Raw genomic sequence first — 15,516 nt, 5'->3', positions numbered from 1 at the left:
CCGTCCAGTTGTGATGAAAATCTCGATAGACGGCGCAATTGTGGTCGGCTTTTGGCCGCGCGGCCAGCGCATGCCGAACAGATAGGCTTTCAACTTCCTGTCATTGGGCGGGCGAGTTGCGAATGGTGAGTGGCGAATAGGGGCGAGTGCCATTCGCTATTCGCCATTCACCATTCGCCTCCGGGCCACCGCCAGCCCCATCAGCACGAACGCCGAGGTCACCTCCGGGCCACCGACCAGGATCCGCGTCGGCGTCTTCATCTTGTTCCATTCATAGGCGCGGAACGGGCCGCGGCGGCCGCCTTCACCGAGCCCGGCGACGATCACGTTCAGCGCCGGTGCGAAGGCGCGCGGGTCGGCGCCGAGATGGCCGAGCGCGATCAGTGCCAGCGCGGCGTCGAACACGTTCATCTCGGCCGCCATCAGCTCGCCCTTGACGTAGGACAGCACGCGGTGGCGGATGAAATCGAAATCGCCGGCGGGATCGATCGCGGCCTGCGCCGCCAGCGGCAGCGCCAGGAAGGCGGCATAGCAGCGGCCGAAATAGGCGCTGTAGAGCTCCGGCAGATAATAGATGTGCGAGCGCGGATTGGCGAAGGCGCCGCTGGCGGCCAGCCGCTTCTGAAAGCCGATGATCCGGTGCAATGTTGCAAGCCGCGACGGCGTCTCCAGCACCTTCCAGCGCTCAAGGTTGCGGAAGCTTACCTCGAGAATGTCGAGATTGAGCGTCGGATCGAGATCGTTGCCGTAAGGGCGCTCGCCCTTGAGATTGTCGATCCAGGTCGCAACCCCGCCCTCATAGTCGATATTGTCGTTGAGCGGCACGGTCACGCGCGGTTCGTTGACGCCGGCGCGCACCTGATAGCCCGCATAGAAGTCCAGGAGCGGCTGGTTGATGATCGCGTCGGTACAGCCGGCCTGCGTCGCCGCGGAGATCGAGCAGGCCGTGGTGTCGCAATCCGGCACGTAGATGCCGAAACCGAGGTCCTGCTTGATCTGCGCGAAGTAACGGGAGAAGCGCGGATGCGGCGCCGGCGCCAGTGCGGTGACGACGTTGAAGCGCGCGCCGCCCAAGCCCTCGACCTCCTCGCGACTGATGTTGACGCAGAAATCGACCATGTCGGCGATCGCGCGCTCCGCCGCGACCTTGTCGGCCGGGGAGGCGAGCCCGGTCTCGACGAAGCCGAGCAGGGCCTCGATGAAGAACGCGTCGTAATAGGCCGAGCGGTGGCGGATCTGCACTGGCTCGCACATCGGCTCGGCAATGCCTTTCCAGGGCGGATTGACTACGGCGCGCGCGGGCGAGCGCGCGATGAAGACGCGGGCGAGGTTGAACAGCAGCGAGGAATTCTTGTAGCCGCGCGCGTTGAGGCCCGTGAGCGCCATGATCAGCTCGCGGCCGCGGACATCAGGATCGCCGATCAGGTTGAAGGCGGCGTAGGTCGGCAGGAAGCCGTTGCGGCGGTACGAGCCGAGCAGATGCTGCGCGCAATCGCGGATCACGCCGTCGATCTGCGCGTTCTGGGGCATGGCGGCGGTGAACGGCACCGGCGGCGGCTTGGGGTGGTCGAGCGCGATGCTGTCGAGGAGATCGGCGATCGGTTGTCCGACCGCCGCCCAGTCGGGCTCGGCCTCGTCGCGGGCCCGGGTGAGTGCCGCGCGCAGCCGCGTCAGCATCCCCTCGTCGCGCAGCTCGGGCAGGCCGGCGCGGCGGAGCAGGATCCGCAGCGCGGGATTGCCGAGCGCGGTCCTGTAGAATTTGGCGAGATGCGGATCGCCGCTGGCCGTATCCGACAATACGGGATCGCAGACGTCGTAAAGCGAGGGGCCGTCCTTCGGCGCCGTCAGCGCCCGGCAGGCGGCGCCGGCAAAATAATGAAAGCTCATGAAATACCTGGTCGCGGGGGCCTTGGTCGGGGACATCAGGCACGCTGCCATCTGCGCGCCACCCCCTGCAAGTCGTTGAAAAAGCTACCCGGATTCGCGGGAAAAACAAATGTGATGGACGTCACGGAAAAGCCGGCACGAAGGCTGCATGATCGCTCTCCGGAAGGCTACGGGGAAGCCGCAAATGCGGCAATTTGGATCGGAGAATTATCAAGTATATTCAGACACTTAGTTCAAATTTTGAGCAATCTATTGCCCCAGGGCCTATATCCGGTTAAGGGTTTGTTTGGTGCGGCGCCGCAAATTGCGCGCAATTCGGGGTCACATCCCCGGCCAATCCCTCAAACCTAAAGCCGCTATCGCGCTACTCAAACAGTGTGCGCGCGCTTGGTAGGTCTTTGGCACAGGAAACGAAGCGAGATGAATCTAAAGCAGCTCGACCTTTCCAGACGTACGATCGCCCTCGCCGCGGCCCTCATCGGCACGGTGTCGCTGGTGATCGGCGCCCATGCTGCTCTCAACATGCGTGCGATCGATGCCGCCAAGGCGGTCTCGACCGATCAGATCACCGGTTCGATCGGCCAGAGCTCGCGCCTGGCGCTCGTCATCGGCAATGGACATTACCCCGACGCCAGCGCGCCGCTGACGCAGTCGATCAACGACGCCCGTGCGCTGTCCTCGTCCCTGCGCAAGAACGGCTTCGACGTCGACATGGTGGAAGATGCGACCCGCGACGACATGGTCCGCGCCGTGAGCCGCCTGAAGTCGCGGATCACCCGCGACAGCGTCGTCATGCTGTTCTTCGGCGGCTACGGCGTGCAGGCCGGCCGCGAGAGCTACATGCTGCCGGTCGATGCCGTGATCTGGAAGGAAAAGGACGTCCGCCGCCAAGGCGTGTCGATCGAGGGCGTGCTCGAGATGATGAAGGAGCAGGGCGCCAAGGCGAAGCTCGTCGTGGTCGACGCCTCCCGCCGCAATCCCTACGAGCGCCGCTTCCGCTCCTACAGCCACGGTCTCGCGCCGATCAGCGCGTCCGACAATGCGCTCATCCTCACCTCCGCCTCGCCCGGCAAGGTCGTCGACGACGGCAAGGGCGAGCACAGCGTGCTGGTCAGCGAGTTCCTCAACAACCTCAGCAAGCCCGGCAGCGCCGAGAGCGTCTTCAACAAGACCCGCCTCGCCATCTCCCGCGCCAGCGAAGGCGACCAGGTCCCGACCGTATCGTCGTCGCTGCTCGAAGACGTCCGTTTCGGCGAAGCCGGCGGTTAGTTCGCGGCTCTTGTAGGGTGGATTAGCCGAAGGCGTAATCCACCGCTTCTCTCGCGTCAGCTTGGAAAGCAAAGAGGTGGGTTACGCCTTCGGCTAACCCACCCTACGACGTTGCTCCTACTTCGCCGCTTCCGCGCTCGCCATCACGGGACGCACCGGATCGCCTTCGCGCAGCAAGGCACCGGCGCGGGCGACGACGACGTCGCCCTCGCTGAGGCCGTCGCGGACCTCGATATTGCCGCCGGACATCAAGCCGACCTCGACACGCTTGGTCTCGACGCGGTTGCGGCGGATCACCTGCACCACGGTGCCGGCGGACGAATATTGCACGGCGGTCAGCGGCACCGCCACGTTGCAGCTCTGCCCGGTCTTGATCAGCGCGCGCCCGCTCCCATTCAGCAGCAGCCGCTTCTGCGAGGAGATTCCGATATAGACCATGCCCTGCTGGATGTTCGGCTCGACGGTCGGGCCGATGCGGCGCACCTTGCCGCTGATGTCGCCGCCACCTGGGATTCGCACGGTGGCCTGCTGATTGACCGCGAGCTTGCGCACATCGGTGGTGGCCACGAGGCCGACGAGGTCGTACTCGCTGCGCGCCACGATCGTGAACAGCGCCTCGCCCTTGGCCGAGGCGAAGTTGCCGATCTGCGCGGTCGAGGTCGCGATCACCCCCGCCACGGGCGCGGTGACCTGAAGCGTGCCGCCTTCGGGCAGCGCCAGCCGGGCCAGCACCTGGCCGGCGGTGGTGGTGTCGCCGGCTTCCGCCAGCACGTCCGTGACCTTCAGGCCGGGCCGCTCGGGCCGCACCGAGGTTTCCTCGCGCGCGATGATCGTGCCGGTGGCTTCGACGACGTCGGAGAAGCAGGATTTCGCGACCTTCAGCACCGTGACCGCCGGCCCCTTCGGCGCGTCGTCATCGGCGGCACCGGCCGGATGGGGGCTGAGGACGAGCAGGCCGGCGACGGCTGCGGGGCACAGGTTTCGAACAACGGCGCGGGGCAAATGACGCATCGGAAATTCCAATTGGGTAAATTCCACTTGGGCTATGCCTCCAATCGATAGCAGATGGCCGCCGCCCGCACTACGGCCGCGTCGTCCCGAAACAGGACGCCGTGCCGCCGCCGGCAGTCGCGGCAAGCAAGTCTTTGACAAGCAAGTCTTTGATGAGTCGCGGGATTGGAGAACAGGTTCGCTCCGAAGAGCTCGAGTCGCGCGCGGCGGGCGTCAGCGGCGCCGCTCACCCACCGGCTTGCCGCTGGCCCGCTCGATCAGATGCAGCCGCGTGCAGGCCGGACACGACACCGACACGTGCGTGCGATCGCTCGGCTCGTCGGTAAGCCGATGCTGCACGTTCAGGCCCGTCTGGGGGCATTTGAAGACAATCTGCCGGTCCATGACCGAGATATGACGCCAAGCCGGGCCTCGCGAAATTACGGATGTTTACGTAGGTCGGCGATGGCTCCTCACGGCAGTTTCAGGAACTCGACCCAGTTCGGTTTCTTGCCGGTGGGGTAGGATTTCAGCTTGGTCAGCGCGCCGCTGCCCTGGTCGATGGCATGAACCGTCATGCTGTCGGAGAGCTCGCCGACCGCGGCGAGATAGCGGCCGCTTGGATCGACCTGAAAGCCGCGCGGTTGCTTCTCGGTCGGCACGCTGCCGATCGTGGTCAGCTTGCCGCTCGAGCCATCGACCCTGTAGGCGGTGAGCGTGCTGGTGGTGCGCTCGGAAGCGTAGAGGAAGCGGCCGTCCGGCGTGATGTGGATGTCGGCCGCCCAAGGTTTTCCCGAAAACCCTTCCGGCAGCGCGGTGGTGCGCTGGATCTCGTCCCACGCGCCGCTCCTGGCTTCATAAGTGAAGGCCGCGACATCGCCGTTCAGCTCGTGGAGGAGATAGACGAACTTGCCGCCGGGATGAAACACGAAGTGCCGCGGCCCCGATTTCTCCGGCACCTTGCGCCCCGGCGGGTCGTTCGGCGTCAGCGTGCCGGTCGTGGCATCGAATGCGAAGGCCAGCACCTGATCGGAGCCGAGATTGGTCGCAAATGCGAAGCGGTTGTCGGGCGAAGGCAGGAAGGCGTGCGCGTTCAGCCCGGTCGGGATCACCTGCTTGGGCTCGCCGGCAACCCCGTTGCCAAGCAGCGGATTCAGCGCGACCTTGTTGCCGCCATAGGAGGCGCTGAACAGGTACTTGCCGCTGCGGTCGATGGCGATATGGGCCATGCTGTCCGCGAGCGGTCCGTTGCCGAGATGGCTGAGCTCGCCCGTCCTGGGATCGATCGCAAAGCTCACCGCGAGAGTGGGCTGCGAGCGGATTCCGGCAATCAGCGTACGATGATCGGGCGTGATCGCGAGCGGTGTCGAGGAGCCCGGCTTTTCGACGCCCTTGAAGGCGGCCGTCTGCACGAGCGTCATCTCGCCGCTCTCGCTCATCTTGAACACGCTGATGTCGTTGCTGTCGGCATTGCCGACATAGGCAAAGGTTTCGGCCATACCGGCACGGACTCCAGAAATGAGGGTAAGCGAAGCGAACAGGGCGGCGGCGATCGCAGCGCGTGGCGCGCGCGATGCGATGCGTCGGATCGGTCTCGACATCGGTCTCGACATGGGCTCCTCCTGAAAGCTGGCTCGCGGTATTATCGTTTTTGCCGCGAGCATAGCGGGCGGAGCGACGCCGCACCAAAATCCAATGGGGATCGATCGATGCCGAAATCGCATCGGTCGCGGGATGCCGGGTCAGCGCGCCGCTGCGGTTCGGGAGGGCAGACGCAACCCGGACGGCTGGTCCGGCGGCCCGAGCATAGTCCACACGGTGATCGCGACCAGGGCGGAGGTCATGAGGGTCCAGAGGATGAGTCGTTTTCGCATCAGGCCAATCCATCGGTGCAAGCCGCGAGGCCAAGGGCCGCGTCAGCGATCCTGCACTGCAAAGAGCGGCGGTTCTATGAGGCCGTTCACAGGGCGAAAACGGCCGATGCTGTCGCGAACCAATGCGCTGCGAACGCATTGAACCGACATGTCCCGCGCAAACGATCTCGAAGGCAAGCCCGACATGGGCGGCAAGCATGGCGGTCAAGCCGGCCAGCCCAAGCTTCCGCCGCGCCCGCACGAGGGCGAGCGCGATGCGGACGTCGTGGCAAAGCGCCACACCGGCCAAACCGATCGGGCGGCGCCGCCGACCAAACCAAAATAGTTCCTTGCCGCCGCCCTCGCGGCAGGCCCCGCGCCGGGAACGGCGGCATCGCTCTGCCGTTAGCTCGGGGCGCGAGAGAGGGAAAAAGGGAGGCTGGCTCGTGTTTTGGATCTGTTGGAACACCGCCTGGTCGCTGATCATCAGCGGCATCATGGTCGCCACCATCGTCAGCCACCCCGACGCCGAATTCGCCGAAGTGCGGGCGGCCCGACAATCGATGTGAGCTTCTCTTACCTTGCCGAGCCCGTTCCGGATCACGTCATGCTGCCGGGCATGAAGCAGCGGATCTTGGGGCGGCCGTTGACGTAATAGGGCCAGACCATGGTGCGCCCGGCGTCGAGCGCCGTGCTGTCGGCATCGGCACAACAGGGGGGACCGCACTCGGCGCCGCCAAGTCTCAACCAGCGGTTGGCGGGCCTTGGAACGCTCTGGGCTTGGATGCGTTCAAGCTGATTGCGTAGGCGCCCGCCTGCGGCACGTCGGGGCTAAGTATGTCGAATGTCGAGGAATTTCCGCTCTCTGCCCGCAAGCTGACCGAATTCGAGGCCCTGGTGGCGGCGGCTCCTGCAGCGCTCGAGGCCATTCCGGGCGCGGTCTATGTCTGCGATAGTGAAGGCTGGATCGTGACCTACAACGGCGAAGCCGCGGAATTGTGGGGCAGAACTCCGGAGCTTGGTTCCGTCGAAAAGTTCTGCGGGTCGCATCGTCTCTACAGGATGGACGGCACCCTGCTTCCGCATTCGGAGTGCCCCATGGCCACGGCGGTCCGGCTCGGCCTCCCCGCGCGTAACACGGAGGTCATGATCGAACGGCCGGACGGCTCGCGGATCACTGCACTCGTGAACATCCGTCCCCTGCGCGATCATGCCGGCCGCATCCAGGGCGCAATCAATTGCTTTCAGGACGTTTCAGATCGCAAGAAGATCGAGGAAGAGGTTCGTGCAAAGACCAAGGATCTCGAGGACTTCTTCGAGAACAGTGCGGTCGGGCTCCATATCGTGGGTGGCGACGGCATCATTCGCAGGGCCAATCAGGCCGAGCTCGATCTGCTGGGCTACAGCGCCGAAGAGTATATCGGTCACCATGTGGCCGAATTTCACGCGGACGCCCGCGTCATCGGCGACATTCTCCACCGACTGTCCTGCGGCGAAAGGCTGGACCGTTATCCTGCCCGCCTGCGCGCGAAGGACGGCTCGATCAAGCACGTACTGATCACCTCCAACAGTCGTGTCGAGGACGGCAAGTTCGTCAGCACGCGCTGCTTTACAGCTGACGTCACCGGGCTGCGCGTGGCCGAGCTGGCGCGCGAGGCGAGCGAGACTCGCCTCGCTGCAACCTACCAAGCGGCCAAGGTCGGCATCGCCGAGGCCGATGAACATGGGCGGCTGCTCCGGGTCAACGATTATCTGAGCGAGATCACCGGGAGATCCCGTGAGGAGCTGCTGGGGATGAGCTTTTCCGACTATACTCATCCCGACGATTGCGCCGCGGATCTTGCCCTCTATGAGCAACAGGTCCGTGGCGAGATTCCAAGCTACACCTGCCGCAAGCGCGCCCTGCGCCCCGACGGCAGCGTGCGTTATCTCGAGATCTTCAGCTCTTCGGTCACGGACAGCGCGGGACGCTTCCGCTACGGCGTTCGCGTCAGTCACGACGTCACGGAAGCCAAGCGATTGCAGGATCGGATTCGCGAGAGCGAGCAGCATATGCGCGATCTGCTCGAGGCGCTGCCCGCCGCACTCTACACCACCGACGCAAACGGCCGCATCACCTTCTACAACAAGACCGCCGTCGAGATGGCCGGGCGCACGCCGCTGCCCGGCGACGAATGGTGCGTGACCTGGAAGCTCTATTGGCCCGACGGCACGCCTCTGCCGCACGACCAATGTCCGATGGCGATCGCGCTCCGGGAGGGTCGGCCCGTGCGTGGAGTGGAGGCTGTCGCGGAGCGACCGGACGGCACGCGCGTGCCGTTCATTCCCTATCCGACGCCGCTATTCGATTCGGGGGGCAGGCTGATCGGTGCAGTCAACATGCTGGTCGACATCACCGAACGCAAGCGCGCGGAAATGGCGCAAACCCTCCTGATTGATGAGCTCAATCATCGCGTCAAGAATACCCTGGCGATGGTGCAATCGCTCGCCGGCCAGACCGCGCGCCATACCAGCAGTCTGGACGACTTCAATCGAACCTTCGAGGGCCGGTTGCTGGCGCTCTCTCGTGCGCATGATCTCTTGACCGAGCGCAAGTGGCAGGACGCGCCGCTCCAGCGTCTCGTCGAGGACATCACGGCGGCTGTTGCGGAGGATGGCCGGATCAGGATGGAAGGTCCCCCCGTCGCGCTCAATGCGCGCTCGGCGCTCAGCTTTACGATGGTTCTCAACGAGCTCCTGACCAACGCGACGAAGTACGGTGCCTTGTCGGCGCCGGATGGGACGCTCTTGATGCGATGGAGCCTGCGGAATGCCGGGCACGGCACCATTCTCGATTATGAATGGGTGGAATCCGGCGGCCCGAAAGTCACGCCGCCCATGCGCCGCGGCTTCGGCACGCGGCTGATGGAGCGCTGTGTCGAGGCGGACCTCGGCGGCGAGTTCGATCTCGCCTTCGAACCGGGCGGCGTGCGCTGTCGCATGTCGATGCCGGTCACGGGCACTGTCGGATCGAATTGATTCGCGCGATCCATGGCTGTTCTCTGGATGACAGCATATCGAGCTCGTTTGCTAGCGCGATGGCTTCTTTCACGTCCGGCGTGACGAGCCCTTCACGGAGCCTGCCGACAACAGGCACAAGCAGGTCCACCGCCTGCTCAAGCTTGTCGGAATCTCGCCAGAGGCGGGCCAGGCTGACGGCTGTCCGCAGCTCCCACGAGCGGGCATTCTGTCCGCGCGCGACTTCCAGCGACTGCACGAACAATTCCTCGGAGTCGGCCGCTGGTCCGGCATGGGCCCGGATGAACTCCCCTTGCAGGCGGTAGATCTCCGCCAGATAGAAGTGATCGCCCGTCCTCTTCGCGACCGTCAAGGCACCATCGAGCGCGCGCAAGGCCGCTTCCGACAGACCGGCCCTCGCATAGCCTTGCGCGAGGAGGCATCTGAACCAGCAACTGGCGAGCCAGGAATTCTGCGCCTCGTAACCCTCGACGCCCGTGCGCATTTCGCTCAGACCTGCATCCATGTCCCCGAGCTCAGTCAGCGCCCATCCATGCAGAATGGTGGCCTGTTGCTTCCAATGCAGAAAGCCGTGTTGCGATGAAATGGTCATCGCGCGGCTGGCATAATCTCTGGTGCCCGTGACGTCGCGCAGATGCTGACAAAGGTATGCGCCAAACACTTGCGCGAATGCCAGCGTAAAAGGATGGCGCATTTGCTCGGCATCGGAAATCGCCTGCTCGCTGTGCTGCCGCGCGGTGTCGGGCTGCCCCAGGAACCATAGCAGGTATCCGAGGTACGACATCGACATGACGCCTGGATTGAGGAGCCTTTCCGCCGAACCGCGATGCAGTGCCGGATCATCGAGTTCGATGGAGCGACGAAGATGATGTTGCGCCGCCAGAAACCGCCCGCGGTAAAGCATGGTCGCCGCGATCGACCTGTGGGCCTCCACGAGGTACAGGGTCTGCTTCGACAGCAACTCGCTCGGACGTTCCCGTTTGGCGAATTTCAGGAGTGCGGCACTCAGACCGTGCGCCTTGGTCAGGTCAGCTCGAATGAAGTGGTGCATCCAAAGCCCTCTTATCGCCGCTAGCACCTTGTCTTCATCATCGAGCTGCCGTCCGAGCTCGAGGCCTCGGGCAAAATTGTCTTCCACCTCCTGTGTGCCGTAACCTTTGGCAGCGATCAGCGCGTTACCCAGCGCAATGCGAAGCTCCAGCTCCATTTCATCGCGGTCGGGCATCTCGGGACTGCCGAGGACGACCGCTAGGCCACGGCGCAGGTGGCCGATCGCTTCCAAATAGGCTCCCAACCTTGCGGCGTGCCTGCCGGCCTTGATCCAGGAAGCTGCAGCCGGCTGGCTTTGATCGGATTCGGTCAGATGATAGGCGAGCAGCTCCGGCTCGCGCTCGGTCTTTTCCGGATAGTTCTGAGCCAGCACCGACGCGATCCGCGCGTGGAGCCGTCTCCTCTCGCTGCGCAACAGGCTCGCATGCGCTGCATCCTGGATCATCACGTGCTTGAACGAGTAGAGCGCATCCGGCGGATGGCCCAACCGGACGATCAGCCCTGCCTCCTCCAGGCGATCGAGCGCCGCCTCGATCTGGTCGGCTGGTACGGAGGCGACAGCGTTCAGCATCTCGTAGGAGAACTGCCGGCCGATGGTGGCTCCGATCTGTGCGACCCTCTTGAACGGGCCCAGCCGATCCAGACGCGCCATCAGCGAATCCATCAGCGTCGCCGGGATTGCCAGCGGTCGCCACGAACCGGAGAGCACATAGTTTCCGCGTTCCTCGGTCAGAAGGTCGCTTTCGAGAACGGCTTTGGTCAGCTCCTCGACGAACAGCGGCACGCCGTCGGTCTTGACGATGATGTCCTCGACGACTTCCTTCGGCATTTTGCGGCTGCCGGCAACCCGCTCGACCAAGGTCGTCCGCTGCTGCCGGCTCAGCCTGTTCAGCACCAGCGTCGTGATGTGAGAGTGAGCGCTCCAGCTCGGCTTGAATTCGGAACGGCAGGTGATGACGACGAGAATGGGCGTGTACTGGACCCGCTCCACCAGCAGATCGATGACCTCCCGGGATGTCGGATCGATCCAATGGGCGTCCTCGAAGGCGATCACCAACGGCTGATCGTGCGCGAGGCCCAGGAGATGATTGATGAGGGCGGAGACGATGGCGTCCTTTTGCTGCTGCGGCGACAGATCGAGCGGAGGATAGCGGTCCCCGGTCGGGATCGACAGCAGCGCCGCAAAGAGCGGCGTCATCTGCTCGATGTCGCCATGCGCGGCCGCAACGGTCCGCTCGAGACTCGACAGAGACGAGGCCGAAGCATCGTCGCGGTCGAGGCCCAGGGCAAATTTGAGCTGCTCGATGAAGGGATGGAACGCCGTCGAGCTGTAGTAGGGCGAACACTGGAACGAGACATGCCCGTGCCGATCCCCCGCAATCCGCACGAAGATTTCCTGGACGATGCGCGACTTGCCAATGCCCGGCTCCCCGAACAGCACCACGACTTGGCCGTCGCCCGCCTTGGCCTGCTCCCAGCGGCCGAGCAGAACCGTGATCTCGTCGTCGCGATTGACGAGTGGCGTCAGCCGGGAGCCGATGGCTGCGGCAAAGCGGGTCTCCACGCGCGACGGCCGCACCACATGCCACGCCTGTGTTCTTCCGGCTATGCCCTTGAGTGCATGGACCCCGAGATTGCGATAGTCGAACTTTCCCTTCAACAGCGACTGCGTCGACGACGAGATGACCACCCCGTTCGGCGGCGCCAGGCCCTGCAATCGCGCCGCCAGATTGACGGTCTCGCCGACCGCGGAATCGCGCTCCTCGGTCCCCTGGCCGACCAAGTCGCCCACGACCACCAGTCCCGTCGCGATGCCGATCCGGACGGCGGGCGCATGGTTGAGCGCACCCAGCGGCTCGATCGCAGGCGCGGTCGACAATGTCCGCACGATCTCGAGACCAGCCCGCACCGCTCGCTCGGCATCGTCCTCATGCGCCTTCGGGTAGCCGAAATAGACCAGGATGCCGTCGCCGACGAAGCGGGCGGCAAATCCTTCATAGTGTTTGACCACACCCACGCAGGTTTCGCGAAAGCTCGCGATCATGTCACGCACGTCCTCGGGATCGAACTGTGCGGAGAGCGCGGTGGAATCGACCATGTCGCAGAACATCGTGGTGAGCTGGCGACGTTCCGCAACGATTGCCGTAGCGGGCAATGTGTGGCCCGCGGCTGGCGCGGCCATTCCGGAAAGGGACGCCGTTGCACGCTGAAGCCGCTTGCGGTCTCCGAGCGGCAGTCCAATCTGTGCCAGATCCGGTTCGGTCAGGTGGGGCAGGATGTCGAGATCGATGCGATGGCGGACGAAGAGGTCCGTGTATTGGCTGAGCCCAACGCTTTCAAGCCAGTGTCTCAGACGCTCCGTCCCCGTCCTCGACTCATCATTCGGCATGCGGAAATCCCTGGTTCAAATTGCGCTGAGCGGCTCCAAAATGCCTGTGGTTTGCGCTTGGATTGGGACTCGATGCGACTCTTCGTTGCGGCGGCCAATGGAGGCAAACCATCGGTATTTTGAGCGTTTCTTGCCCGCGTCTCGAAAATGAGGCGGATCGGCGGCTCACCATTTCGACGAGCCAGGTGCGCAGAATTCAATGAATTGATAGCTGTCGGTCGCTGATTGTCAAATCGCCGCACGACCTCGAACCAAGCACTCAGCGGCGCCGCTTTCCTCGCAGCGGACATCCGGGCCAGACGTGGCGTCGCCGGCTAGGCCGCGACCGCCTGCGCCGCCAGCAGCTGCTTCAGCTTCGTCGCCGGTACCGCCGGGCTGAACAGCCAGCCCTGCATCTGGCTGCAGCCGAGCTGGCGCAGCACCTCGGCTTGCGCTTCAGTCTCGACGCCTTCGGCGGTGGTCGCCATATGGCGCGCGGCGGCCATGCGCACCACGGCCTGCACGATCGGCGAGGAGTCCTCGGACTGACCGATGTCGCTGATGAAGCTGCGGTCGATCTTGATCTTGTCGAACGGGAAGCGGTGCAGATAGCTGAGCGAGGAATAGCCGGTGCCGAAATCGTCGAGCGCGATGCGCACGCCGAGCTCGCGCAGCTGCTGCAGGATCGCCAGCGCCTCCTCGTCGTCGCGGATCAGCACCGTCTCGGTGATCTCGAGCTCGAGCCGGCCCGGCGCGAGCCCGGACTCCGCGAGGGCGGCGGCGACCTTGAGCGCCAGCGTGCGCGAGCGGAACTGGACCGGCGACACGTTGACCGCGATGTGAATCCGTCCCGGCCACGAGGCAGCCTCGACGCAGGCCTGCTTCAGCACCCATTCGCCGATCTCGCCGATCAGGCCGGTGTCTTCGGCGACCGGGATGAACTCCGCCGGCGAAACCATGCCGCGCTCGGGATGGCGCCAGCGCAGCAAGGCCTCGCAGCCGGTGACGACATTGGCGGTGAGGTCGACCAGCGGCTGGTAGTGCACCTCGAACTCGCCGCGTGCGAGCGCCTGGCGCAGATCGAGCTCGAGCTGGCGGCGCTGCCGCGCCTTGGCGTCGTATTCGGGCACGAACAGGCGGAAGGTGCGGCGGCCTTCCGACTTCGCCGCATACATCGCCAGATCGGCGCGCTTGAGCAGATCGTCGAGATTGTCGCCGTGATCGGGCGCGACGGCGATGCCGATGCTGGCATCGGTCGGAACCTCGTGCCCCCTGCAATCCACCGGTGCGCGCAACGCCTTGAGGATGGTTTCCGCCAGTGCCGTCAGCTCGGCCGGATCGGAGGTGCCGGCCTTGACGATGGCGAATTCGTCGCCGCCCAGCCGCGCGACCATGTCGTTGCCGCTGACGCAGGCGCGCAGGCGGTTCGCCACCTGGCGCAGCAGTTCGTCGCCGACCTCGTGTCCGAGCGAATCGTTGACGCCCTTGAACTCGTCGACGTCGATATAGAGGATCGCGAATGGCTTGCCTTGCGCGAGCTCGGCGACGCGGCGTTCCAGATGCCCGCGCAGCAGCACGCGGTTGGGCAGATCGGTGAGGGCGTCGTAATGCGCCAGATGGGCGATGCGCTCGTCGGCGCGGATGCGCTCGGTGACGTCGTCATGGGTGGCGAGCCAGCCGCCGGCAGCGGCCGGCTGGTTCTTGATCTCGATCAGGCGGCCGTCGGCGGTTTCGACGATCGCGCTCTTGGTACGGCCGACATTGCTCAGGATGTCGTCGCAATAGGCCTCGACGTCGCCCTCGAACGAGCCGGTGTCCCGGCGGTGCCGGATCACATCGCGGAAGTGGACGCCGGGCTTCACCACGGCGACAGAGAGCCCGTACATCTCGATGTAGCGGCGGTTGCAGACGATCAGCCGCTCGTCCTGATCGAACATCAACAGGCCTTGCGTCATCGTGTTCATCGCGGTGTCGAGCCGCTGCTTCTCGAGCGACAGGCGGTGCGTCACCTGGCGGAAGATCAGAAACAGCGTGAGCACCAACAGGCCGATCGACAGCGCGGCAATGGTGACGAAGAATTTCGTCTGTGTGCGCCAGGTCGCCAGTGTCGCATCGAGCGACTTGGTCGCGACCACGACCAGCGGCTCGCCGGTGAGCAGGCGCGAGGCGACGATGCGGTCCTTGCCGTCGATCGGGCTTGCGAGCTGGGTGGTGACGAAGGTGCGCTCGAACACCGCCATTTGCTCCGGCGTGCCGGTGCGGAAGTTCTGCCCGATCATCGCTTCGACGTGTGGAATGCGGGCGAGCAGCTGGCCGTTCTGGTGGTGCATCGCGATCGAGGAATCCTCGCCGAGCCCGGTCGAGGCGAAGAAGGATTCGAGCTGCTCGGGCGTGATCGCGCGCGAGACCAGCCCGAGGAATTCGCCGTGCGGGCCGGAGATGCGCCGCGCGAACACGATCGCCGGTCCATTGCCGAACCGGCCGGGCACGACCTCCACCTCCTCCTGTGCGGCCGGATCGTCCTTGAGACGGTTGAAATAGCCGCGATCGGCGATCGAGATATCGGCGACCGGCCATTGCCGCGACGAGTTGATCAGCACGCCCCTGGAATCGAACACATTGGCGCCGGCGACGTCGGACCAGCCGCTGGCTTTCGCGCGCAGCACCTCATGCACGGCGAGCGTGCCCATCTCGCTGCGGAAGATTTCGGCGGACTGGATGCCGTGGCTCTCGAGCTCGGCGATGATGCTCTTCTGCAGCACCGCAAAGTCCTCGAACTGCCGGTCGAAATGCCGGGCGAGCATGCGGACGGCGTTTTCAAGGCTGTCGCGACCGCTCTCGATGGCATTCTGCCGGAAACGGTCGACCGTGAGCGCGGTGCCGATGGCGGTCGCAAGCATCAGCACGAAGCCGCCGGCGATCAGCCACGTCAGCGGCGCTCCGCGCCAACGGCGGAGCAACGCGCGCGTTCGCGCGGTCCATCGGATCGATGCGCCCATCCAGCCCTCCCGTGGGATGCAAGATGCAGCAAAACCGACAAGACCAGGTTACCATTGACGGTTAGGAAAATATGAATCGGAA

Annotated in this window: 12 protein-coding genes; 4 read left to right on the top strand and 8 right to left on the bottom strand. The window is 64.8% G+C overall.

Annotated elements, in window-relative coordinates; genetic code table 11:
* Positions 1-156 precede the first annotated feature (156 nt).
* On the bottom strand, positions 157-1,887 hold the full coding sequence (locus ACTEK7_RS27285) for a hypothetical protein (protein WP_225148706.1): 1,731 nt from the start codon (positions 1,885-1,887) through the stop codon (positions 157-159).
* 420 nt (positions 1,888-2,307) lie between these two features.
* Here ACTEK7_RS27285 and ACTEK7_RS27280 point away from each other — a divergent pair, with 420 nt between their 5' ends.
* Positions 2,308-3,156, top strand: coding sequence for a caspase family protein (locus ACTEK7_RS27280; protein ID WP_036015927.1), 849 nt, complete (start codon positions 2,308-2,310; stop codon positions 3,154-3,156).
* A gap of 117 nt (positions 3,157-3,273) precedes the next feature.
* Here ACTEK7_RS27280 and ACTEK7_RS27275 read toward each other — a convergent pair whose 3' ends face one another.
* From ACTEK7_RS27275 to ACTEK7_RS27260, 4 genes are all read right to left on the bottom strand, one after another.
* Positions 3,274-4,167 carry an efflux RND transporter periplasmic adaptor subunit gene (locus ACTEK7_RS27275; protein ID WP_036015950.1) on the bottom strand — a complete coding sequence of 298 codons (894 nt, stop codon included), beginning with the start codon at positions 4,165-4,167 and terminating at the stop codon, positions 3,274-3,276.
* Positions 4,168-4,380: 213 nt separating this feature from the next.
* A complete protein-coding gene (locus tag ACTEK7_RS27270) occupies positions 4,381-4,551 on the bottom strand; it encodes a hypothetical protein (protein ID WP_167361671.1) in 171 nt (56 codons plus the stop codon).
* Positions 4,552-4,619: 68 nt separating this feature from the next.
* Positions 4,620-5,645, bottom strand: coding sequence for a lactonase family protein (locus tag ACTEK7_RS27265; RefSeq protein ID WP_225114569.1), 1,026 nt, complete (start codon positions 5,643-5,645; stop codon positions 4,620-4,622).
* Positions 5,646-5,888: 243 nt separating this feature from the next.
* A complete protein-coding gene (locus tag ACTEK7_RS27260) occupies positions 5,889-6,020 on the bottom strand; it encodes a hypothetical protein (protein WP_260345447.1) in 132 nt (43 codons plus the stop codon).
* 148 nt (positions 6,021-6,168) lie between these two features.
* On the opposite strand from ACTEK7_RS27260, the gene ACTEK7_RS27255 reads away from it, so the two are divergent.
* Positions 6,169-6,345 carry a hypothetical protein gene (locus tag ACTEK7_RS27255; protein WP_156447317.1) on the top strand — a complete coding sequence of 59 codons (177 nt, stop codon included), beginning with the start codon at positions 6,169-6,171 and terminating at the stop codon, positions 6,343-6,345.
* 100 nt (positions 6,346-6,445) lie between these two features.
* Complete coding sequence (locus ACTEK7_RS27250) at positions 6,446-6,568, top strand: hypothetical protein (protein WP_260345449.1); 123 nt, start codon at positions 6,446-6,448, stop codon at positions 6,566-6,568.
* 31 nt (positions 6,569-6,599) lie between these two features.
* Here ACTEK7_RS27250 and ACTEK7_RS27245 read toward each other — a convergent pair whose 3' ends face one another.
* The gene (locus tag ACTEK7_RS27245) at positions 6,600-6,746 is read right to left on the bottom strand and encodes a hypothetical protein (protein ID WP_225148696.1); all 147 of its coding nucleotides are present in this window, start codon (positions 6,744-6,746) and stop codon (positions 6,600-6,602) included.
* A 90-nt stretch (positions 6,747-6,836) separates the two neighbouring features.
* Here ACTEK7_RS27245 and ACTEK7_RS27240 point away from each other — a divergent pair, with 90 nt between their 5' ends.
* Positions 6,837-9,017 carry a PAS domain-containing sensor histidine kinase gene (locus tag ACTEK7_RS27240; RefSeq protein ID WP_225148695.1) on the top strand — a complete coding sequence of 727 codons (2,181 nt, stop codon included), beginning with the start codon at positions 6,837-6,839 and terminating at the stop codon, positions 9,015-9,017.
* Here ACTEK7_RS27240 and ACTEK7_RS27235 read toward each other — a convergent pair.
* Positions 8,992-12,456 carry an ATP-binding protein gene (locus ACTEK7_RS27235; protein ID WP_225148694.1) on the bottom strand — a complete coding sequence of 1,155 codons (3,465 nt, stop codon included), beginning with the start codon at positions 12,454-12,456 and terminating at the stop codon, positions 8,992-8,994. The two genes, ACTEK7_RS27240 and ACTEK7_RS27235, sit on opposite strands and share 26 nt — an antisense overlap.
* Positions 12,457-12,770: 314 nt before the next feature.
* On the bottom strand, positions 12,771-15,434 hold the full coding sequence (locus ACTEK7_RS27230) for a bifunctional diguanylate cyclase/phosphodiesterase (RefSeq protein WP_036044913.1): 2,664 nt from the start codon (positions 15,432-15,434) through the stop codon (positions 12,771-12,773).
* Positions 15,435-15,516: the final 82 nt, after the last annotated feature.

Source organism: Bradyrhizobium sp. JHI2711 (assembly GCF_056156565.1).
This window is presented reverse-complemented; position numbering and strand designations above follow the sequence as displayed.